The sequence below is a fragment of the Pseudomonas crudilactis genome (genome assembly GCF_013433315.1).
Lineage (GTDB): Bacteria > Pseudomonadota > Gammaproteobacteria > Pseudomonadales > Pseudomonadaceae > Aquipseudomonas > Aquipseudomonas crudilactis.
Genome location: NZ_WXVV01000041.1, coordinates 1 through 22,742 on the forward strand (window position 1 = coordinate 1; position 22,742 = coordinate 22,742).

13 protein-coding genes, 1 rRNA gene and 1 pseudogene are annotated in these 22,742 nt (G+C 59.5%); 11 read left to right on the forward strand and 4 right to left on the reverse strand.

The genetic code is table 11. The features are described from left to right. Together GTU76_RS29465 and GTU76_RS29470 are read left to right on the forward strand one after the other, a co-directional pair. A pseudogene (locus GTU76_RS29465) lies at positions 1-4,180 on the forward strand (LapA family giant adhesin); the annotation flags it as partial. A gap of 149 nt (positions 4,181-4,329) precedes the next feature. Next, entirely contained in the window at positions 4,330-4,668 is a 339-nt protein-coding gene (locus GTU76_RS29470) for a hypothetical protein (RefSeq protein WP_007918987.1), read from the forward strand. Positions 4,669-4,985: 317 nt separating this feature from the next. Here the strand turns inward: GTU76_RS29470 and lapD are convergent, their stop codons facing one another. Further along, positions 4,986-6,932 (reverse strand): cyclic di-GMP receptor LapD, encoded by a 1,947-nt coding sequence (gene lapD, locus GTU76_RS29475; RefSeq protein ID WP_180700233.1) that lies wholly within the window; start codon positions 6,930-6,932, stop codon positions 4,986-4,988. 14 nt (positions 6,933-6,946) lie between these two features. Beyond that, a complete protein-coding gene (gene lapG, locus GTU76_RS29480) occupies positions 6,947-7,639 on the reverse strand; it encodes a cysteine protease LapG (protein WP_016987655.1) in 693 nt (230 codons plus the stop codon). A gap of 197 nt (positions 7,640-7,836) precedes the next feature. On the opposite strand from lapG, the gene GTU76_RS29485 reads away from it, so the two are divergent. The 5 genes from GTU76_RS29485 (at position 7,837) to GTU76_RS29505 (ending at position 14,885) form a co-directional block, all read left to right on the forward strand. After that, a complete protein-coding gene (locus GTU76_RS29485) occupies positions 7,837-8,547 on the forward strand; it encodes a GntR family transcriptional regulator (RefSeq protein ID WP_175552812.1) in 711 nt (236 codons plus the stop codon). 741 nt (positions 8,548-9,288) lie between these two features. Next, positions 9,289-10,062: a DUF3050 domain-containing protein gene (locus GTU76_RS29490; protein WP_425503682.1), complete on the forward strand. Its 774-nt coding sequence runs from the start codon at positions 9,289-9,291 to the stop codon at positions 10,060-10,062. Further along, positions 10,059-10,988, forward strand: coding sequence for a diiron oxygenase (locus GTU76_RS29495; protein ID WP_016987658.1), 930 nt, complete (start codon positions 10,059-10,061; stop codon positions 10,986-10,988). Before GTU76_RS29490 ends, GTU76_RS29495 begins: the two co-directional genes overlap by 4 nt. A 13-nt stretch (positions 10,989-11,001) precedes the next feature. Beyond that, on the forward strand, positions 11,002-14,394 hold the full coding sequence (locus tag GTU76_RS29500) for an amino acid adenylation domain-containing protein (protein ID WP_180700235.1): 3,393 nt from the start codon (positions 11,002-11,004) through the stop codon (positions 14,392-14,394). 23 nt (positions 14,395-14,417) lie between these two features. Beyond that, positions 14,418-14,885: an SRPBCC family protein gene (locus GTU76_RS29505; RefSeq protein ID WP_016987660.1), complete on the forward strand. Its 468-nt coding sequence runs from the start codon at positions 14,418-14,420 to the stop codon at positions 14,883-14,885. A gap of 143 nt (positions 14,886-15,028) precedes the next feature. Here the strand turns inward: GTU76_RS29505 and GTU76_RS29510 are convergent, their stop codons facing one another. Next, positions 15,029-16,909, reverse strand: coding sequence for a methyl-accepting chemotaxis protein (locus GTU76_RS29510; RefSeq protein ID WP_180700236.1), 1,881 nt, complete (start codon positions 16,907-16,909; stop codon positions 15,029-15,031). Positions 16,910-17,212: 303 nt separating this feature from the next. Between GTU76_RS29510 and GTU76_RS29515 the strand changes: the two genes are divergently transcribed. The 4 genes from GTU76_RS29515 (at position 17,213) to GTU76_RS29530 (ending at position 22,562) form a co-directional block, all read left to right on the forward strand. Beyond that, on the forward strand, positions 17,213-17,713 hold the full coding sequence (locus GTU76_RS29515) for a sigma-70 family RNA polymerase sigma factor (RefSeq protein WP_180700237.1): 501 nt from the start codon (positions 17,213-17,215) through the stop codon (positions 17,711-17,713). Continuing rightward, on the forward strand, positions 17,713-18,714 hold the full coding sequence (locus GTU76_RS29520; protein WP_180700238.1) for a FecR domain-containing protein: 1,002 nt from the start codon (positions 17,713-17,715) through the stop codon (positions 18,712-18,714). The genes GTU76_RS29515 and GTU76_RS29520 overlap by 1 nt, the downstream gene beginning before the upstream one ends. Positions 18,715-18,801: 87 nt before the next feature. Then, positions 18,802-21,306, forward strand: a complete 2,505-nt coding sequence (locus GTU76_RS29525) for a TonB-dependent siderophore receptor (RefSeq protein WP_180700239.1) — start codon at positions 18,802-18,804, stop codon at positions 21,304-21,306. A gap of 77 nt (positions 21,307-21,383) precedes the next feature. Then, positions 21,384-22,562: a PepSY-associated TM helix domain-containing protein gene (locus GTU76_RS29530; RefSeq protein WP_180700240.1), complete on the forward strand. Its 1,179-nt coding sequence runs from the start codon at positions 21,384-21,386 to the stop codon at positions 22,560-22,562. A 71-nt stretch (positions 22,563-22,633) separates the two neighbouring features. Here GTU76_RS29530 and rrf read toward each other — a convergent pair. Then, a 5S ribosomal RNA gene (rrf, locus tag GTU76_RS29535) occupies positions 22,634-22,742 on the reverse strand; the annotation flags it as partial.

The window sequence follows — 22,742 nt, forward strand, 5'->3', positions numbered from 1 at the left end:
TGGCCAGACCACCGGCACCGCGACCACAACTGCACCTAACGACGCATTGACCGGCCACGCCCCGCTGACCAACTCGATCACCAACGTCACTGGCGGCAACTACGAAAATCTGGTCGCCGACAAAACCCCGGTCAGCACTACCGTCACCGACACCGTCGATACCACCAACCTGACGCTGTCCGCGACCGGCACCGTGGCCGAAGGTGGCCAGATCACCTACACCGCGACCCTGACCAACGCCGCTGGCTCGCCAGTCACCGTGACCCTCAGCAACGGTTCGGTGATCACCATCGACGCCGGCAAAACCACTGGCACCGTGACCGTTCCGGCTCCGGCCGATGACGTCTACAAAGACGCCGGCACCGTGCAGGCGACCATCACCGGCACCAGCGGCGGCAGCTTCGAAAATCTGGTGACCAGCAACACGCCAGCCGTGACCAACGTCACCGACACAGTCGATACCACCACGGTCAGCATCACTGGCAGCAGCTCGGTGACCGAAGGCCAGACCGCCAGCTACACGGTCAGCCTGAACCACCCGGCGCAAACCGAAGTGACCCTGAAAATCGTCTACAGCGGCACCGCCGCCGACGGTTCGGACTTCACCGGCGTGTACACCGTGAAGATCCCGGCAGGTGCGAGCAGCGCGCAGTTCAACGTCGCCACCCTCGATGACAAGATCACCGAAGGCACCGAGAACTTCGTGGTCAAGATCGATTCGGCCACCGGCGGCAACTTCGAGAACCTCGCGGTCAGCAGCACCAATGGCAGCGTCAGCACGTCGATCATCGACAACGACGCACCGCCGGTCATCGACCTGGATGCCAACAACTCCAGCGGCGCCACCGGTGCCGACTACAAGGTGACCTTCACCGAAAACACCCCGGGCGCTGGTGTGTCGATTGCCGACACCGATATCAGCATCACCGACCCGGACAGCACCATGCTCACCGGCGCCACTGTAGTCCTGACCAACCGTCAGGACGGCGATGCGCTGAACCTGGGCAACAGCGTCAACGGCATCACCATCAATGCCAACAGCACCAACGGCACCGTCACGCTGACGCTGTCCGGTAACGCGACGCTGGCCGACTACATGCAGGCCATCAAGAACGTCAGCTTCACCAACGGCAGTGAAAACCCGAGCACCGTGCCACGGATCATCACCGTGACCGTGACCGATGGCGGCAACTACTCCAACACCGCGACCACCACGGTCAACGTGGTAGCGGTCAACGACGCGCCGGTTGCTGCACCGAGCAATGTCACTGGCACCGAAGACACCCCGCTGATCCTTGGCTGGTCGACCTTCGGTGTGACCGACGTCGACAGCCCGGCCAGCAGCCTCGGGGTGAAAATCACCCAGCTGCCGGGCGAAGGCAAACTGCAGTACCTCGACGGTTCGACCTGGAAAGACGTCGCCAACAACCAGACCTTCAGCAAGGCTGACATCGACGCCGGCAAGCTGCGCTTCCTGCCGGATGCCAACGAGTCGGGCGTCAACGGTTACGGTGGCACAGGTCTGGGCAACAACCAGGCTGACTACGCGCAAATCAAGTTCCAGCCAACCGACGGCCAGTTGCTGGGCAATACCGGCACCGTGAAGATCGACATTACTCCGGTGGCGGATGCACCGACCGTGAGCGTCGCCGACAACAGCGTGAAGTCCACCGGACTGGTCAAGGAAGTCTGGACCGGCCTGTCGGGCCTGGGCACCAACGGCAACGGCGCAGATTCGACCACGTTGAAAAATGTGATCGACGGCGCTGGCACACCGAACACCAGCACGAACGTGAATAACGTGCAGTCCGACGGCAGTGTGACCGCCGGTACGGCGTCGAAGACCTCCGGCCTGATCTATCTGGAAGCCGGCAAGACCTACACCTTCAGCGGCATCGGCGATGACAGCCTGTTGGTCACCATTGGTGGCAAGAACGTGGCCTCGACCACGTGGGGCGTGGGCGGCAACCTCAACGGTTCGTTCACCCCGACCACCAGCGGTTACTACACCCTGGACATCTACCACCACAACCAGAGCGGCCCGGGCAGCTATGACGTCAACCTGTCGGTCAACGGCAGTACGCCGATCGACCTGAGCAGCGCCGGCGTACCGATCTACACCGGCGTGAAGGATCTGGTCAATTCGGGCGTGACCGTCTCCGATCTGCACGGCACTAACGGCGAAGGCTATTACGACGGCTACAAACTCAACACCGGCGCCGAAGGCACCACGGTGAAACTGTCGGCGATCACCACCGCCCTGACCGACACCGACGGCTCGGAAACCCTGAGCGTGAAGATCAGCGGTGCACCGGTCGGCTCGGTGCTCAGCGATGGCGCGGGTCATACCTTTACTGTTACCGCCAGCAGCGGCGACGCCAACGTCACAGGCTGGAACCTCGGCAGCCTGACCGTGACCCCGCCGCCGTACTACAACGGCCAGTTCAACCTGACCGTGACCTCGACCTCCACCGAGATGGTCGGCGGCTCGGCCAGCAGCACCGCGACCATTCCGGTCACTGTGGTGCCAGCGGTGTACAACGCCATCGTCGCGACTTCGGGCGATGACACCTTCAGCGGCACCGATGGCAACGACATCATGGTCGCCGACATCGGTGGTCTGACCGTGGTGCCGGGCACCAACTACAACATCGCGTTCATGGTCGACAGCTCTGGCAGCATGAGCGCGTCGTCGCTCAACGCCGCCAAAGACTCGCTGACTTCGGTGTTCAACAGCCTCAAGCAGAGCCTGGGCGGCAGCAATTCGGGCACGGTGAATATTTTCCTGGTGGACTTCGATACCCAGGTCAACAAGTCGGTGTCGGTGAACCTCAACGATCCGAACGCGCTGACGCAACTCAAAGCGGTACTGGACTCGATGGCCTCCGGCGGCGGCACCAACTACGAGGACGTGTTCAAGACCACGGCCAACTGGTTCCAGAGCGCTGACGCTGTGGCCAACACCGGGGCGAAGAACCTTACGTACTTCATCACCGACGGCCAGCCGACCTACTACCAGAGCGGCGAGCAGACCAACCCGACGCTGTACGGCAACGTGAAGCTCGACGATGTGGTGAAAACCAGCAACTACAAGACGGGCGACACCTTCAGCACCTACATCGACAATACCCACGCGTTGACGATCAACAGCGCCGGCACCGTAACCCTGCAAACCTACAATTCGTGGTGGGGCTGGAGCAGCACTAATCTGGGCACCATCCACGCGCAGGGCGACGGCACCTATGAGTTGTCGAGTCTGGCGGGTACCGGTAACAGCACCAACTCGGCAACGACCAGTAACTCGACCAGTGGTTTCGCCTTGCTCAGCGGTCTGTCGAACGTCGAGGCTATCGGCCTGAACAACGATGTCAGCCTCAACGATCTGAAACCTTACGATTCGGATAAAACGCCACAGACCAACATCGATCCGAAGGATCTGGCCAACTCCATCATCGGCCACACCGAAGCGACGATGCCGGGCAACGACACCGTCAGCGGTGGCGACGGCAACGACATCCTGTTCGGCGACCTGGTGAGCTTCAACGGCATTGCCGGTGAGGGTTATCAGGCGATGCAGGCGTTCGTTGCCAAGGAAACCGGGGTTGACGTCAGCAAAGTCACCACCAGCAACGTGCACCAGTACATCACCGAGCACTATCAGGCGTTCGATGTCTCCGGCGCGCATGACGGCAATGACACGCTATTGGGTGGCGCCGGCAATGACATCCTCTTCGGCTCCGGCGGCAACGACTTGCTCGACGGCGGCAAAGGCAATGACATCCTGCTCGGCGGCACCGGCAACGACACGCTGATCGGCGGTCAGGGCAACGACATCCTCATCGGTGGCTCGGGTGCCGATACCTTTGTCTGGAAGGCCGGCGACACCGGCAACGACGTGATCAAGGACTTCAAGGCCAGCGAAGGTGACCGCATCGATCTGCGTGATCTGTTGCAAGGCGAGACCGGCAGCACCATCGACAACTTCCTGAAGATCACCACGGTCGACGGCACGTCGTCGCTGCAAGTCAGCTCGGCGGGCAAGTTCAACTCGGGCGATGCTGCTGCGGCAACCCCGGATGTGACGATCAAACTGGAAGGCAACAACTGGTCGAGCGCCAACATTCATAACCTGATTGCCGGCAGCGACCCGACCATCAAGGTCGACCACAACAACAGCTGATACATGAACAAAAACGGCCGCCCCTCTGGGGCGGCCGTCACGTTTGCGCTTACCGCGACGGTGACGATTACGTCGCCGCACCGCATACTCGCGCGCAGTTGGCTATGCTGCTGACAGCATGACGCTGGTTCATTTCCGAGGGATGCTCAATGTTTTACGTGCAACGCGATGCGCAAGGTCTGTTGATTCGCGTGGAAGCCGCGGCCTACGCCGAGGCCACGGAAACCCTGCCGGCCGACAGCCATGAAATCCAGGCATGGTTCGCCAACGAAGTGGTGGAAACCAGCCTGAAACAGCTCAAGCAGAGCGACTTTGAAATGATTCGGGTCCTCGACGACCTGATTCAGGTGCTGACCCAAAAAGGCGTGATCCGCGTCACCGACCTGCCACCGGCGGCTCAGGCCAAACTGATGGACCGGACCCAGGCGCGTGAAGCGTTGGGCGGGTTGAGTCAGTTGATCGATGAGGATGAGGGCGGGTTGATCTGATCCGCCCAGAATCAAAAGCCTGCCCTCACCCCAGCCCTCTCCCTCCGGGAGAGGGGGCCGACCGAGCTGTCTGGCGTTATACATCGACCTGAGAAAACGAGTCGATTATGGATTCAGCGGAGCTCTTTCACTTAGGCGTATCTCCCCCGAGGGAGGGCGGCCGACCGAGGTGTGTGGCGCTATACATCGACCTGAGAGATCGGGTTGATTATGAATTCAGCTGAGTTCTTTCACGTCGGCGTATTACGTCAATATCCCACGGTCAGTCCCCTCTCCCTCTGGGAGAGGGCTAGGGTGAGGGTTGCTTTTGCGATGATTCACCGCCAAGGCTTCGGCTCACCCAACAACTGCCCCTGCACCCCATACAAGCCCATCTCGCGAATCACCGCCAACTCCCCTTCCGTCTCGACGCGCTCGGCAATCAGCGGCAGATCAATGCTGTGCGCCGCACGCTGGATCGCCTCGATGAACAGACGCTTGTCACTCTCCTGATCAATCGCACGAATGTAACTGCCATCGATCTTCAAGTACGCCAGCCCCAGCCGCGCCAGGTTGCCGATCATGCTGAAGCGCCCCCCAAACCGCTGCAGACTCAGAGAGAAACCGAGTTCGCGCAGGCGCCGGGTCAACTGCTCCAGCACCGCTTGCTCGGGCAATTGCTCCTCGCCGATTTCCAGGGTCAAGCGCGCACCGAGGTTGGAATGCGCACGCAGAATCTCGAAGACTTTGTTCAACGCCTGCGGATCCGCCAGGGTCGCCGAAGACAGGTTCAGCGCCAGCGAATCTTCATGTTCTTTCATCTGTTCCAGCACGCGCTCGAGCATCAGGCGATCCAGGCGTGCGGTCCAGCCAAAACGTTCCAGCCACGGCAGGAAACGTCCGGCTGGAATGGTCTGGCCCTGATCATCGAGCAAGCGCGACAGCACTTTGTAATGCAGCACCAGTTGCGTGTCGGCGGCCGCCACCACCGGTTGGAAATACAGCTCGAAACGCTGCTGACTCAAGGCCTGATCAAGCAAGCGATGCCAAGCGTGGTGATCGTCGCCGACATCCGCCGTCAGGCTCTGATCGATACAGGCCCAGTTCTGCTCACCCTGCCCTTCGGCTTGCGCCAGCGCCTGATCGCCGAGCGTCAGCACCTGTTGCGGCGAATCGCCGTGGGTGAATGGCGCCAGGCCGATCGACGCCACCGCAGCGACGTCGGTCGCGCCAGTGGCGTGCAGACTGCTCAAGGCACTGTCGAGGTTCTGCGCCAGTTGCAGCGCTTCCTCGCGGACCAGTCCCGGCGCCAGTACGGCGAATTCACCGCCACGAATACGGGTGACGAGGTTCTGCGTTTCCGGGTATTTGGCACACTCGCGGGACAACTGTTCGCCGACCGCTTTAAGCAATTCATCGGTGCGCTGACCGCCCAGACGCTGGTTGAGCCCGGCCAGATCCTTGACCCGCAACAGCAGCAGATAACCGGAGCTGGCCTGCTCCGGGTTGCTCACCCGGTTGTTCAACTGCATCTCGAAATAACGCCGGTTGGCCAGCCCAGTGAGGTTGTCCTGATAGGACTCGGCGCGCAGCTTTTCACTGCGCTCGGCCTGCTCCTGGAATAGCGCCTTGAGCTTTTCGACCATCTGGTTCATCGCCTGCACCACGCGACGCAACTCAGGCGTGCGCGGCAGATCCGGCAGGCTGAGGAATTCGCGACGGGCGATGGCGTGGGATTGCTTGACCATGTAATCCAGTGGCTTCAATTGCCGGCGCAGCAGCAGCGCGCCGAGCACCGCACTCACTGCGCCGCAGATCAGCAGCCAGCCAAGGCTGCCCAACGCGCTCTGCCACAGTTTGGCCACAGCGAACATCGGATGGCTGACCACCTCGACCCGCGCCGCCTGCTCCCAGCCACGGCTGACCAGCGCATCGCCACCGGCCGGCTCCAGACCAATCAGTTTGACGAACCAGTCCGGCACATTGCTGACGGCCGGAATGCCACTGCGCTCGACAATCGTCTGGTCAGTCTTCAGATCGACCACGCGGATGCTCGCGTAATAACCGCTGTCGAAAATCGAGCTGACCAGCAGCTCGACCATCGCCGGGTCGTCGATATTCGGCGTCAGCGACAAGGCCAGCGCCGTCGCGGCGTCCTGGGCATGCGAGCGCAACTGGTTGACGTACTGGGTGCGCGAGCTTTCCAGACTGACCATGAAGCTGCCGGTGAAGGCGACCACCAGGAACAGACAGATAGCGATCAACAGCTGTTTGAACAAAGACATCTGAGCGCGTGCTCCTAGTTAGTCGTCTCGACCGGGAAACCTTCGGCCTGCATTTTCTTCAACACATCCTGCCAGCGTGACAGGCGTTTGGTATCACCGACCTTCTTGTTGCCCTTGGCCCCCGGCAGGTACAACCCTTCAGCATTGAAAGAGTAGACCGGCAGCAAATCGGTTCGCTGCGACGCCGGCTGGATCGGGTCGATCAGGCTGTCGAGCACCAGCGGCATGGCATCGGGGGTGGCATAGTAAGTCAGGACCATGTGCGCGCGGTTCTGACGCAACGCCTTGACGTAGGTGATGCGCAGTTTGTCACTGGAAACCCCGAGGTGGCGCAGGCTGAAATACTTGGCGATCGCGTAGTCTTCGCAGTCGCCGGCGCCCTTCCACAGCGCTTCGATGGGGGTTTCCCAATAATCGACCTCGTGCCACAGGTCGATGTCTTCGACGTAGCGCACCTGTTTGTTAAAGAACAGGTTCACCACTTTGAGTTTTTCCATTTCGCTGACCTGTTTCTGCGTGGCCAAGAGATTCTGCCAGGCATCGATACGCTGTTGGCCGGCACCCAGCGGCCCGTAGAGTGCCGTGGCTTTGCGGCTGATCGTGGAAAAATCCCAATCGGCATGCAGACCGCCCAGCATCATGCCGGCCAGCAACAATGCGCAGCCTAGCCAGCGCAGCGTCCGGGGGATCGCGAAACGTACCGCCACAGCAGGTTTCCAGAGGGCAGGAAGGAAAGCGTTTGATGGTGAAGCTTAGCCCGGCAAAAAACAATGGCACCATGAGATCATCCTCGGCGCGCTAAACTTCACTGGGCACCACGATGTTCTACAAGGTTTGACAACCTGTAGAGCAATCACTAGTGTCATTTGGATCCAAATCAGGCCGACATACAGGGTGCGTAGTCGTGACACAGAAGCCCAAACCGCTGCACAGCATTAAAGTCGACGGACCGATTCCTGCGCATCTGGCCCGTTCAGTGATAGAAGAAACCCTGCGCTCGGCGATCCTCGATGGGCGTCTGCCCTGCGGCACGGCGCTGCGTCAGCAGGATCTGGCCGACCTGTTCGGCGTCAGTCGCATGCCAGTGCGCGAAGCTTTGCGCCAGCTCGAGGCCCAGGAACTGCTCAGCGTTACCGCGCATAAAGGTGCGGTGGTTGCACCGTTGATTCAGGGCGATGCCACTGAAACCTACGAATTGCGCATCCTGCTCGAATCCGAAGCCATGCGGCAGTCGATTCCGCTGTTGACGGCAGCGGATCACGCACGCGCGTCCGCTTACATCGAAGAGCTGGAAGCGCAACACGACTACACGGAAATCGGCCGGCTCAACCGTTTGTTCCACATGGCCCTGTACAGCAAGGCGCCCAACCAACGCTTGCTACGCCTGGTCGAAGACGGACTCAACGAAGAGGAACGCTTCCTGCGTTTCAATCTTGAGGCCATGGGCCTGGGCAAATTGTCCCAGGACGATCACCGGGCGATGCTGCAAGCGGTGCAGGATCGCGACACTGACCGGTCGATCAAACTCCTTGAGCAACACCTCAATCGGGGCGTCGAGGTTATTACCCGCTATCTCGCCACCCCCGCCGCACAAAGCCGCCAAGCCGCGCGCTGAACGCGTACCTGCCCGCGAATCACCCGCTTACAAATCCCCAAGCGATCTGCCAGCCCTCGGGTGGGCGGATCCGCGTGCCCGCTCTAACCTCCCCGCGCCGCTGAGTCCGAAATTTGCACCTTGCCGGTGACGAATCGGTAATAGCCGTGGCGCTCATTTACCCGCACTCTTGGACGGCCAACCCCATAAAGAACGGGCGACGCGCCGCCCTGACGGCGCAGTCCCCGCACCAGGAACCTACGGAAGGAGCCTTGCCACGGGAAAAAGGAAGTCATGGCGCGGGGTCACGGCCAACTTCCGCCCTTTTAAATCATTCAACTCTTATTACTGAAAAGTTGCTTCGAGTGAGGCATTCACTCTTGTCGATCAATTTTGGCCGTTATTCGCCGAAAGGAGCTTCTACGCCTAAATAAAACTTCCGCCAGAAGTTTTATCGGTATTACTCAACTTCAAAAAACAGCCAACTTAAAATAATTAAAAATGTACTTGTTAAACACTTTGCCGGTGTATTAGTTTTTCTTCGCCAAGTGTGAACTTCACCGTTCGCTTCGGCAGCGGCCCAATGCCTGCGGCACAGCAGCAGCGCATTAGGGGCTGGCATGTCAGCGCTATATCAGCTCCGTACTTACCTTGCAGAAAGAAGGTTGTCGTTCGCCGAAAGAAAACAAGCAAGTCGTCGTTTCATTGTTTGCGCAGTTGCCAGAACAGTTCCATTCAACATCAACGATAAAGGACATCATGATGCCCAATAAGAACCAACTCGCCCTGAAGAAAGCCGAACTTAGCATTCACCCGATCTTTTCCGAGATCACATCGTTATCGGTGTTGCAACGTTTCATGGAAACCCACGTATTTGCCGTATGGGATTTCATGTCGCTGACCAAACGCCTGCAGCAGGAGCTGACCTGCACGCGGTTGCCGTGGTTACCGCCGCGCGATCCTCACGCCGCCCGGTTGATCAACGAGATCGTTCTCGGCGAGGAGTCGGATGATCGCCTGACGGAAGGTCATTACAGCCATTTCGAGTTGTACCTGGATGCCATGCGCGAAATCGGCGCGAATACCACCGCCGTGGAGCGCTTTGTCGCGCTGCAACAGGAAGGTGTGAGCTATGACGTCGCGCTGCAAAGCGTCGAAGTTGATCCGGCCGCCGCGCAGTTTGTCCGCGACACCTTGCGTACCGCCCTGCATGCACCGGGACACAGTGTGGCGGCGGCGTTTCTGCATGGTCGCGAGAGCGTGATCCCGAGCATGTTCCAGCGCATTCTTGACGATTGGGGCATCGGAATCGAGCAAGCGCCGACCTTCCGCTATTACCTGGAGCGCCACATCGAAGTCGACTCCGAAGATCACGGCCCGGCGGCGGAGCACCTTCTCGCGCGCCTGGTCGACGGCGATCCGCAGCGCCAGGCCGAAGTCTACGCCAGCGCCATTGCCGCGGTGGAAAGCCGAATCGCCTTGTGGGACGGCCTGCGCCTGAGCATGCGCGAACCGTTGGCGGAGGTGACCCAATGAACGCCGCCGACTATCAATCGTTTGCCGATGCCTGGGAAAACCGCGCGACCATCCGCACCCGCCCGCGGCGCGTGCTCGAAGACGACGAGCGGCTGATCTACCCGCTCAGTCGTCAGCCGCTGGTGCTCAGCGAAACCTTTCTGCGCGAGTGTCCGCAGCAGCGCGATTTCGCCTTGGTGCAGACGTTGTACAAATTCATCAACGATGTGGTGATTTTCGAAACCGAGATCGTCGATAAAACCGCGCGCAGCATCGCCAAGAATCGCTTCGCCGTGGCCTTCCCGTTTGCCTGTCGTTACGACGCGATGACCGTGGTGGTCGACGAGGATTATCACGCGCTGGTGGCGATGGATTTCATGCAGCAAACGGTGGCGATGACCGGTATCGAACCGATTCAGTTGCCCGATGAAATCGAGCTGAGCCGGGCGATTCCCGCCGCTGTTGCGCTGGCACCCGAGCACCTGCGTAGCGCGGTGGAACTGGTTTGCGTGGCCATCGCCGAAAACACCGTGACCGGTGATGTCGCCGCGTTCGCTCGCGACGACACGGTCAAGCCGTCGATCAAAGGCCTGATGGCCGATCACCTGCTCGATGAAGGTCGTCATTCGAGCTTCTGGGCGCGGATGGTGCGCATCTATTGGCACACCGCCAGCGCGGCGGATCGCGAAACCATCGCGCAAATCCTGCCGGTGTTCATCGGCCATTACCTGACCAACGACATCCAGAAAGCCTTCGACCTGCGCTTGATCGATGCGCTGCCGGTCAGCGAGGCCACGCGCCGTTCGCTCCGGGATGAAATGGCCGGGCTCGCGTTCCCGATCAATCGCCACCATCCGCTGGTGGGCAACATCGTCAAGTTCTTCCACAACAGTTCGCTGCTCGACACGCCCTGCGTGCAGCACGCCCTGCATGACTACCTGGTTTGACAAGGAGGCCGACATGAAACGTCTCGACATTTTACTGATTGGCGCCAGCCAGGCCATGACCGACCTGGCGCTGGAGCTTGAACAACACGGCCACACATTGCAGCGCAGCGGCGTCGCGGCAGCGACGGTGGACTTGATCATCGATGATGGCTTCATCGGTGCTGGTGACTTCTGCGCGATCCCGCACCTGCATCTGCGTTTGGGTATCAATGCGCACAGCAAAGCCGGTTTACCTTCACTCGATCTGCTGTGCTTCCTCGGCTCTTCACTGATCAGCCGCGTGCCGATTGCCGATGAGCCGTCCGGCAATGGTCAGTCACTGCGCCAGCGAGCACTGACGCAGGTGGTCGACGAAGTGACGTTGCTGGTCAGCCGCTTCTCTCGTGATGCTGACTATTTTCAGCAGGCCGCGTCGGTGCCGGCGGCGGATTTCGAGCGGATGGAAGACCTGCTGTTCCTCGACAGCCTGGCGTACATCCATCGCCTCAACGACACGGCGAATCCGACGCTGCTGGAACAGGCGCAGATCCCGGCAATCGAACGCCTGCAACAGAGCCTGATCCATCACGCCGAACGACCTGCACTGCACCTCGCCGAACAGTCGATCAGCTATCGGCAATTGCACGCCCACAGTCGCGCGATCCAGCAGCGCTTGCAGCCTTTGCTCGAGCAACATCCGCAACCGTGGGTGGTGGGCATCTGCCTGCCGAAAAGCCCGGCGCTGTTCGCCTCGATTCTGGCGGTCCTCGGCAGCGGCGCGGTGTACTTGCCGCTGGAGCCGAGTCATCCGTTGCAGCGCCAGCAGTACATTCTGCAAAACTCGGGCGCGTTGTTGTTGCTGCATGATGGCGAGCATCCGCTTGGCGAAACCATGGCGGGGCTGGATGTCACCCGCATCGAGAGCTCAGAGGCCGATCTCAGCCAGCCGTTGATGCGCAGCCGCCCAGACCTTGATGCCCCGTGCATGGCGCTCTATACCTCGGGCACCACCGGGCATCCGAAGGGCGTATTGCTAAGCCAGACCAACCTCGCGCACTTCACCGCGTGGTACGCCGATTACGTGCAGTTGCAGGCCGAAAGTCGGGTCTTGCAGTTCTCTTCGCTGAGCTTCGATTCGTCACTGATCGACATCTTCCCGACCCTGCTCGAAGGTGCCGAACTGGTGGTGCCCGACGACATGCAACGGCGCGATCCGCTGCAACTGGTCGCGCTGATCCGCCGCCGACAATTGACCCACGCCTTCCTGCCGCCGGCGCTGTTGAGCATCCTGCCGCTGGAGCAACTGGAAGGCGTGCAAGTGATGACCGGCGGCGATGTCTGCGAGCCGTTCGTCATCGAGCAACTGACCCGTCAGGGCACGCTGCACAACCTTTACGGACCGACCGAAGCCACGGTGCTGATCACTGCGCGTCAGCTGATACCCGGTGACAGCAATCGCAGCCTCGGCGCGCCGATCGCCAACAGCCAGGTGCTGATTCTCGATGACGATTTGCAACCGCTGCCGCAGAACACCGTCGGCGAATTGTTCATCGTCGGCCCCGGCGTCTGCCTCGGTTATCTGAACAATCCACAGCAGACCGCCGAGCGTTATCTGATCTTGAATCTGCCGGACGGGCAGACGTTGCGCGCCTACCGCAGCGGCGACATGGCCAGGTGGGGCGAGCACGGTATCGAGCTGTGTGGACGGCGCGACAATCAGGTGAAGATTCGCGGCTTCCGGGTCGAGCCGGAAGAGATCGAACGCTGCCTGCGCGAGAGCCAGTTGTACCGGCAAGTGGCGGTGGTGATCGACAGTCAGCGGCGCATTCTGGCTTTCCTCGCCCAGCCACAATCAGACACCGCGCGCGAAGCATTGAAGGCCCACGCCCGGCAGTTTTTGCCCGACTACATGCAACCCGTGGCGTGGACTGAGCTGCCGAGCATGCCGTTCGCCAGCAACGGCAAGGTCGACCGTAAAGCACTGCTGCAACTGCCGGTGAATGTGCAGGACAGCGGGCCGAAATGCCTGCCGGCGAATGCTGATGAAGCACTGCTGCTGGAGGTCTGGGCGGAATTGCTGGAGTTACCGACCAACGACATTTCCACCGACGAAAGCTTCTTCAATCTCGGTGGCCACTCGATTCTGCTGTCGCGGATGTTGCTGCGTTTGCGTGAGGAATTCGGTCGCAGCATTTCGATCAATCGCTTCATCGAACTGCCGACCATCATCAAACTCGCAACGCTGGTGCGCGGCACCGATGACAACGCGGTGCTCAGCGCTCAAGCCATGGCCGACGCCGAACGTGCGCTGGACATCGAACCCCTGCCGATCAGCCGCATGGGCGATGTGCACAAGGTCATCGTCACCGGCGCCAACAGCTTTGTTGGCGTGCACATCGTCGAAGCGCTGCTCGGTTGGGGTGCCAGCGAAGTGGCGTGTCTGGTGCGCGACGGCGGCGGGAAAACAGCAGCGCAACGCTTTGCCGAGTCACTGCGGGAAAACCGTCTGGAGCATCTGGATCTGAGCCGGGTGCGGGTTTACGCGGCGGATATTACGCGTCCGCAGTTGGGCCTGAATGATGAAGACTATCAGCGCCTCGATTGCGAGTTCGGCGCACTGGTGCACAACGCCGCCAACGTCAATCACGTCCTCGATTACGAGTCGCTGGCGGCGGACAACGTCGAACCAATTTTCGCCCTGCTGCGCTTGTGCGAAGGGCGGAGCAAAAAGGTCTTCAACTTCGTCTCGACGCTGTCGGCTTCAAGCACGGTCGATGATGCGGGGCGAGTGCTGGAATTGCCTGCCGCGCTGACGCCACCGATCTACATCCGCAACGGCTACAACCTGTCGAAATGGGTCGCTGAACGCATCCTTGAACGGGCGCGCGAACGCGGCGTTCGGGTCAATCTTTATCGCCCCGGCAACATCAGCTTCAACAGCTTGAGCGGCGTATGCCAACCGCACAAAAACCGTTTGATGTTGATGCTCAAGGGCTCGATCCAGCTCGGTCAGGTGCCAGCCTTCGCGCTGAATTTCGACCTGATGCCGGTGGACTTTCTCGCCCGTTTCATCGCCTTCCACGCCAGCCGTTATTCACCCGAGCGGGCGGTGTTCAACCTGCACAACCCCGAGCCGCTGAGCTGGGACGCCTACGTCGCTTCGTTCCGCGAAACCGGCAGCGAGTTCGCGCTGGTCAGCGTTGCCGACTGGCAGCAGCAACTGAACCGGGTCGACGCCGATAACGCGCTGTTCGGCGTACTCGGTTTCTACCTCAACGGCTTTGAAGAAGACATCGGCGACATCTCTCTGATCGGCCACGCCAACGCTGAAGCCGGCGTGCAGCAAATGGGCGCGCACTACCCGCAGAAATCCCCGGCGCTGCTGCGTCGCGGCTGCGACTACCTGAAGCAAATCAACTTCATCTGAAGCCATAAGAAAGGAGCAACACCATGAGCAATCTGCAACCCGACACCCTGATCAAAAACCCGCACGGCTGCCACGTTGTATCGTCGGTGGAAGTGCCCGCAGACGCGACGCAGGTCTGGGCGGTGGTCGGCGACTTCGGCGGTTTCGACCGTTTCATTCCGGCGCTGTCGCACATCGAAATGACCGGTGAGGGCGTGTCCTCACTGCGCAAGAAGTTCTTCAAGGATGGCAACGTGGTGGTCGAGCAACTCAACTCCCGCGATGAGCAGGCGCGGAGCATGACCTGGACGACGATTTACAACACCCTGGGCGTGGCGAATCTGTGGGCGGCGATGAATGTGGAAGCGCTGGGCGCAGGCAAGTCCCGGGCGACGTGGACGATCATTGCCGAGCCGGCCTCGGGCGGCGAAGAGGCGCTGCCGGGGTTCAAGGAGTTTGTGCAGGGGTTTGCGGATGATGCGATGGGGAATGTGCTGAAGCTGTTTGTTTAAAGCTTGAGTTCGGCGGTGAGTTGTAGACCGCTATCGCGAGCAGGCTCACTCCTACAGTTGATCGGGTTCCTTCAGATGGAACCCGGTTTAATTTGTAGGAGTGAGCCTGCTCGCGATGAACGATAACGCGGTCTGACTTGAGGTCAGATCTTGAAGCTGTCGACCAATTGCTTCAGGCGGTTGGCCTGCTGCGACAACGCATCACAATCCTTCAATGTTTCATTGAGGTTGGCCACGCTCTGCTGGTTCAGCAGGTTGATCTGGTTAACGTCGACGTTGAGGGTTTCCACCACGGCGGTCTGCTCTTCAGTGGCCGCTGCCACCGACTGGTTCATACCGTCGATTTCACCGATGCGCTGGGTCACGCTGACCAGACGCAAACCGGCCTGGTTGGCCACTTCAACGCTCTGCTCGCTGGACGCCTGACTGGCATTCATCGTGGTCACCGCTTCACGCGAACCGACCTGCAGCGAAGTGATCATCTTGTGGATCTCCTCCGCCGACTCCTGGGTGCGATGGGCAAGGTTACGCACCTCGTCCGCCACCACGGCAAAACCACGTCCGGCTTCACCGGCACGCGCCGCTTCAATCGCGGCGTTGAGCGCCAACAGGTTGGTCTGTTGCGAAATGCCTTTGATCACATCAAGGATATGGCCGATGTTGTCGGTGCTGGCGTTCAGGGTTTCGATCTGCGTGCACGACAGGCTGATCTTCTGCGACAGCTCAGTCATCGCTTGAATCGTCTGCTCGACCACCTGACGACCGTCATCGGCCTGCTCGCTGGCGCCGCTGGCATGCTGCGAAGCATCGGCGGCGTTACGGGCGATTTCCTGTGTGGCGGCACCCAGTTCGTTGATCGCCGCAGCGACGCTGTTGGTGCGCGCGCTTTGCTCATCGGAACCGATTATCGAGGCGTTGGACGACGCCATCACCCGTTGCGAAAGGTCATGCACATGACGGGTCGCCGAGGACACCTCGGAAATCGACGCGTGAATCCGTTCAACGAACTGGTTGAACGCGCTGCCCAATTCACCGAACTCGTCTTTGCTTTCTACTACCAGACGGCGAGTCAGGTCGCCTTCACCCTGAGCAATGTCCTGCATCGCGCGGCCCATGGTGGTCAGCGGACGCATCAGGACGTTGATCAACAGGCTCAGCAGCAGCGCAATCGCTGCCACCGCGACAAACATCGCGATCAGTGCCGATGTGCGGAATTGGCTGAGTGCGGCGTAGGCTTTATCGCGATCAATCGACAGACCGATGTACCACTGCGCATTCGGCAGGTCGCTGACCGGGGTGAACGACAGAATGCGTTCCTGGCCATTGAGCACGACGTTCTGGTTGCCCTTCTCGATGCGCACGCTGGTGTTCGGGTAGATGTCTTTCAGGTTTTTCATGACCTGATCTTTGTCTGGGCTGACGATCACCTGACCGTCGGCGCTGACCAGGAACGCATGGCCGAGGCCACCGAAGTCCACCGAGTTGATGATCTTCACCAGGGTTTCCAGGCTCAGGTCACCACCGACCACACCGAGCAGCTCGCCGTTCTTTTTCACCGGCATGGCGATGGTCACCACCAGCCCGCCAACGGCAGCCATGTACGGCGGCGTCAGCATGGTTTTGTCAGCCACCACGGCTTGCTTGTACCAAGGGCGCTGACGCGGGTCATAGCCGTCCGGCATCTTCGCGTCTGGGCGCTGGGTGAACACACCGTTGGCCTGACCGACATAGGTGAACTGGAAGTTCGAAGTGAACGCTGGTTGATCGACCAGACCCGGGAAGTCCGCGTCCTTACCCTGATGGGCAACGTTCTGCGCGAGGTTTTCCAGCACCAGAATCCGCCCGCTCATCCAGTTCTGCACGCTGCTGGCGGTCAGATCACCGGCCTGCTGTACGGAAGACTGAAGGTTCTGGCGAATGGTGTTTCGCTGCAGATAGTCGTTGTAGAGGGTGAACAGCGCGAACGCCAGGACCACGACGCCCGAGGCGGCCAACAGGATTTTATGGCTGAACTTGAGATTCATTTCATGGGACTTCTTATGACAAAAGTGGGGATGCGTTCCGGATGCAACATCCATGTACAGCGCAGGCAGCGTTCTTCTGGCCGCTCTACTTTGGTGCACGCATGTCTCACCAGTCTGTCGGCACGTGTCGGAGAAATCTTAGGGCTGTGCGGGAAATGGATGGCATTTCTGGCGAATTCCCGCCGAACGGCGTACTAGAGCGGCTGGTAACCGGTTTTTTATGAGCGTTGTATCAGTGGCAGTTGCAAATTCTGCAACCCTTGATGACAATGCGAGTAATTATCATTTGTGACGTTCGCGTTCATGTCCTCACCTGAGTTTGCAGTACAGGCGCTTTACAGTAGTCATCACGGCTGGCTCAACGCTTGGCTGCGCGCGCGGCTGGGCAACGCGGCAGATGCGGCAGATCTGGCCCAGGATACTTTCGTACGCCTGTTGCAACGCACCGAACGCCTCGAACTCAAAGCACCTCGCGCCTTTCTGCGCACGATTGCGCGTGGGCTGGTGATCGATCATTGGCGTCGCGAGGAAATCGAACGCGCCTATCTGGAAACCATTGCGCATCTACCCGAAGCCGAAACGCCAAGCGCCGAAGCCCGCGCACTGGTGATCGAGTTACTGGAGAGCATCGCGCGGATGCTTGAAGGACTAAAGCCGAAAGTGCGTCAGGCCTTTCTGCTGGCGCAGTGCGAAGGGTTGACCCACAAGCAGATCTCCGAGCAGATGGGACTGTCGTTGCGTTCGGTGGAACGTTATGTCGCCGATACGCTGTATCACTGTTATGTGCTGCGGTACGAAAGCTGATGCCTGTGGAAAGCGCCGCACTCGGTCGCCGTGCCGAGCCTCAGCAACAAGTGGTCAAACAAGCCATTCATTGGCTGCTGCGCCTGCGCAATAATCATGGCAATTCGCGGTTGAACCGCCAGTGCGAACAGTGGCGCGCCGAACACCATGAACATGAATTGGCCTGGCAGCGGGTGCAGTCGCTGCAAGCCGAACTGAACAACAACCTGCGCGCGGTGCCCGGCGCGCATGTGGCATTCAATACACTGGAAAACAGTGCCCAGGGTCTGGGCCGGCGACAGGCGTTGAAGCTATTGTCCGGCGTATTGCTGATGGGCTCCGCCGCCTGGCTGGCCAAGGACACTGCCGTGTGGCAGCAATGGAGTGCCGATTACGCTACGGCAACTGGCGAGCGGCGCGGCTTCCAGTTGCCGGATGGCACGCGGATCGAGTTGAACACTGCCAGCGCGGTGGATCTGGATTACACGGCGCAACAGCGCCTGATCAAACTGACTCGCGGGGAAATCATTGTCACGTGTGGTGGCTCCGACGAGGGCGCGCCGACTGATCGGCCGCTGCGTGTACAAAACCGTCACGGCACTTATGAGCCCGTCCACGCCCGATTCATCCTGCGCCAGGACAATGATTGCACGCGGCTCAGCGTCACCCATGGCCAGGTGGCCATCCACTCCGGCGGCACTTCGGTAGACGCACTCGCCGGGCAGAGTTATCTGATCGACCACCACCAGGTACGCCCGGCCCCGACGCTGGATATGGACGCTGGCGCGTGGGTCGATGGCTTGATCGTCACGCGCAACATGCGTTTGGGTGACTTTCTCGCCGAAGTCGCGCGTTATCGTCAGGGCTTTCTGAACTGTGCTTCGCAAGTGGCGGAACTGCGCCTGTCCGGCGTATTCCGTCTGGAAGACACCGACAAACTGCTGGCGATTCTGCCGCAGACGTTGCCGGTGCAATTGCGCTATCGCACGCGTTGGTGGGTGACCCTGGAACGCGCGGTTTAAAATTTTTTGGCGGGTTTTTGCAGCCAGTCCGGCTTAGTCAGTAAGCACTTCAACTCAAGCGTTTGCGACTTCCTACGGAAACCTACAATGACTGTCCGCGCCACCTGTAAGAACTCTCCGAATTTCACTGCCGAATCGGTACTGTTGCGCCACGCCATCAGGGCTGCGCTGTTTTCGACGGCACTGGGCGTTGGTGTGATGCCTTCCTTGAGCATGGCGGCAAATCCCGCAGCCAGTGCAGTCAGCCACCGCTACAGCGTTGCTGCTGGCCCTCTCGGTGACGCACTGAATCAATTTGCCCGTCAGGCTGGCATCACGTTGTCGATGACGCCGCAGCAAACTCAGGGACTGCAATCGCCGGGTGTACAGGGTGAGTACTCGACCGATCAGGCGCTGAGCCATTTGCTCGGCGGTTCGGGTCTGGACGCGGTCAGTCAGGATGGCAGCAGCTATATCCTGCGTCCGCTCGCCGAATCCGCCGCGCTGGCCTTGCCGACGATGGACATCAAAGGCTTTGCCCTCGGCAACGCATTGGGCAGCACGGATGGTTACAACGCCACTCACAGCCAGATCGCCACCAAGACCAGTACCGCGTTGCTGGAAACTTCGCAAAGCGTGTCGGTGGTCACTCGCGAGCAAATGGACGATCAGGGTTCGCAGACTGTCTCGCAAGCGATGCGCTACTCCCCAGGCGTGCTGACCAATCCGTACGGCGCAACGCATCGCTATGACTACGTGGCAATGCGCGGCTTCAACGACGGCTCGGTGGACAACATCTACCTCGACGGCCTCAAGTCGATGGGCGACAGCGGCACTTACAGCACCATGCAGGTCGATCCGTATTTCCTTGAGCGCGTGGATATTCTCAAGGGGCCGTCATCGGTGCTGTACGGCCGCAGTTCGCCGGGCGGTCTGGTGGCACTGACCAGCAAGAAACCGTTGTACGAGGCTTACCATCAAGTGCAAGCCACGGTCGGCACGCAGGGTCAGCGCGGGGTCGGTTTTGACTTCAGCGGCCCGGTCGATGACGACAAGCGTATTGCCTATCGTCTGACCGGCTTAACGGATCAGTCCGACACACAGTTCGACCACAACAAGGAAAAGCGCTTCGCCCTCGCACCGACCCTCAGCATTGATTTCAGTGAAGACACTTCGCTGACCTTGCAGGCTTATCTGCAACATGATCCGGACGGTGGCTACCACGGCGGCGTACCGGCCGACGGCACAATTCATCAGCGCAATGGCAACCGCATCTCGCCACACTTTTTCGAAGGTGAGCCAGGCATCGATGGTTATTCGCGTGATCAGCAATCATTCGGTTATCAATTTGAACATCGCTTCAACGACGTCTTCACCGCGCGACAGAACTTTCGTTATCTCGATTCCAAAGTGAACATGGATCAGGTCTACGCGTATGGCTGGACCTCGCCAACCAGCAACGAGCTGAACCGCTACTACACCGGCGGTGATGAGCGCCTGCATGCGTTTATCGTCGATAACATGCTTCAGGCTGAATTTTTCACCGGTGCGACCAAACACACTGTGCTGATGGGTGCCGACTACCAGCGGCGCAAAACCGTGGTTGACTGGACCAGCGGCGGTCTTGCACCAATCAATGCGTTCAACCCGGTGTACGGCAACTCGGCAATCGATATGTACGGCAAGACCAGCTACCTGCGCCGTCTGGAGCAGACCGGGGTTTACCTGCAAGACCTGATCGAGATGGACAAGTGGCGTTTCTCGCTGGGCCTGCGTCAAGACTGGGTCGAGACTTCGGACGAAAATCGTATCGCTGAAGCAGGGCGCCCGCTTGGCACAGAGATCAATGATCGCCGCACCAAACTCACCGGCCGTGCTGGCGCGTTGTACTTGTTCGATAACGGTTTGGCGCCGTACATCAGCTACTCCGAATCGTTTAACCCGAACTCCTATGCCGACAGCGCCGGTAATCCTTTGGCACCTACCGACGGTACGCAGTGGGAAGTCGGTTTGAAGTATCAGCCGCCGGGCACTGACAACTTGTTTACTGCGTCGCTGTTCCGCATCGATCAGGAAAATCTGGCGACCAAACTGCCGCAGGAAAACTTTTATCGCGCAGTAGGCGCTGTCCGCTCTCAAGGTCTGGAGCTGGAAGCTCACATGCAACTGACCGACAACGTCAAAGTCCTCGGCAGCTATACCTTCACCGATATCGAATACTCCAAGTCGATGGTCAGCACGTTGAGCACGCCGACCGATGTGATCGAGAACAAAGGCAACTCGCCGACGCAGGCGCCGCGTCATATGGCGTCATTGTGGGCTGACTACAAATTCGACAGCGCCGCGCTCGATGGCCTGCGCCTGGGTGGCGGTGTGCGATATGTCGGTTACAGCTGGGCTGATGCGGAAAACACCCTGAAGGTGCCTTCCTACACGCTATTTGATGCCTCGATTGGCTATGACTTGGGCAAGGTCGGCTTGAAGGGCGTCGATGTGCGTCTGAACGCGAACAATCTGACCAATGAGTCCTATGTCGCCTCCTGCGCCAGTCTGAACTTCTGCTACATGGGCGAAGAGCGCAACGTCGCGGCGACGGTCAGCTACCAGTTCTAAGCCTTTGTCCTGTGCATAAAAAAGCCAGCCCCTGATGTTCCAGGAGCTGGCTTTGTCGTTTCTATGGGGAAATTCTCATGCGTGCGTTTCTGGTGTTGTTGCACCGTTATATCGGCTTGGCCACCGCAGTGTTTTTGCTACTCGCCGGCGTTACCGGGAGCATTCTCGCGTTCAATCATGAGTTGGATGAATGGTTGAATCCGCAGTTTTATGCAGCGTCTGCACAGGGTTCTCGCCTGCCACCGGGCGAGTTGGTTGATGCAGTGCAATCTGCGCATCCAAAGCTGCAGGTCTGGTACATGGAGTATCCGCATGAGGCGGGGCATACCGCTCTACTGGCGGCTGTTCCACGTAATGATCCAGCGACCGGCAAACCATTTACCGAGCGTAGTCAGGTGTTCTATCTGGATCCGGTGAGCGCTGAGCAGATGGGTCAGCGCTATTGGGGAGAATGTTGTTTTGAACGGAAGAACTTTGTCCCGTTTATTCTGGAGTTTCACTACAACCTGACATTGCCGGGGAACTGGGGATTGTGGCTGATGGGGTTGGTGGCCGTTGCCTGGGTGATCGATTGCTTCGTTGCGCTGTGGCTGACATTGCCGCGAGGAAAACCATTCTGGAAGAAGTGGTCGACGGCTTGGAAGGTCAAGGGTGGGCATGCCTACCGGCTGAACTTCGATCTGCATCGTGCGGGGGGATTGTGGTTGTGGCTGTTGTTGCTGCCGATCGCCATCAGCAGCGTAGCGATGAACTTACCGAGTCAGCTGTTCAAGCCTGCGGTGTCGCTGTTTTCGCCGATTGAGCCGAGCGTCTATGAGGCTCGAGGGCGAATGCCTGTTGGTGATCTTGGGGTGACGCAGTTGAGTTACCAGCAAGCGTACGAAAGGGCACTACAGGAGGGAAAAAGGTTAGGACTGACTGCAGCGATCGGGGAGCTGTATTACAGCTTTGAGTACAACTTCTACGGCGCAGGATTCGGGCAGCACGACACTGAAGCACATGGCAAATCCTGGTTGTTCGTTCATGGTACGGATGGGCGCTTGTTAGGGCAGGAGATCGCAGGACAGGGGACGTTAGGGGAACAGTTTTACCGGTTGCAGTTACCGATACACGGAGGACGGATCATTGGGGTTACAGGGCAAGTAATGATCGCGGTGTTAGGTGTTTTGATTGCGGGGTTGTCAGGTACTGGCGTCTATATCTGGTGGCGCAAATGGCAGGCTCGACGTATCAGCAAGGCACGCAAAGCAGTTTGATGATTGGTTTTACATGCCCTGAAATAACAAAACCCCTGTCTGCGTTAGCAGACAGGGGTTTCGGAATTCAATCTTGACGATGACCTACTCTCACATGGGGAAACCCCACACTACCATCGGCGATGCATCGTTTCACTGCTGAGTTCGGGATGGGATCAGGTGGTTCCAACGCTCTATGGT

Coding starts and splice junctions, on each gene's coding strand:
- lapD (WP_180700233.1), bottom strand. CDS start 6,932: ATGTCTTTGTTCAAACAGCTGTTGATCGCTATCTGTCTGTTCCTGGTG.
- GTU76_RS29505 (WP_016987660.1), top strand. CDS start 14,418: ATGAGCAATCTGCAACCCGACACCCTGATCAAAAACCCGCACGGCTGC.
- GTU76_RS29520 (WP_180700238.1), top strand. CDS start 17,713: ATGCCTGTGGAAAGCGCCGCACTCGGTCGCCGTGCCGAGCCTCAGCAA.
- GTU76_RS29500 (WP_180700235.1), top strand. CDS start 11,002: ATGAAACGTCTCGACATTTTACTGATTGGCGCCAGCCAGGCCATGACC.
- GTU76_RS29530 (WP_180700240.1), top strand. CDS start 21,384: ATGCGTGCGTTTCTGGTGTTGTTGCACCGTTATATCGGCTTGGCCACC.
- GTU76_RS29510 (WP_180700236.1), bottom strand. CDS start 16,909: ATGAATCTCAAGTTCAGCCATAAAATCCTGTTGGCCGCCTCGGGCGTC.
- GTU76_RS29470 (WP_007918987.1), top strand. CDS start 4,330: ATGTTTTACGTGCAACGCGATGCGCAAGGTCTGTTGATTCGCGTGGAA.
- GTU76_RS29490 (WP_425503682.1), top strand. CDS start 9,289: ATGCCCAATAAGAACCAACTCGCCCTGAAGAAAGCCGAACTTAGCATT.
- GTU76_RS29515 (WP_180700237.1), top strand. CDS start 17,213: ATGTCCTCACCTGAGTTTGCAGTACAGGCGCTTTACAGTAGTCATCAC.
- GTU76_RS29495 (WP_016987658.1), top strand. CDS start 10,059: ATGAACGCCGCCGACTATCAATCGTTTGCCGATGCCTGGGAAAACCGC.
- GTU76_RS29525 (WP_180700239.1), top strand. CDS start 18,802: ATGACTGTCCGCGCCACCTGTAAGAACTCTCCGAATTTCACTGCCGAA.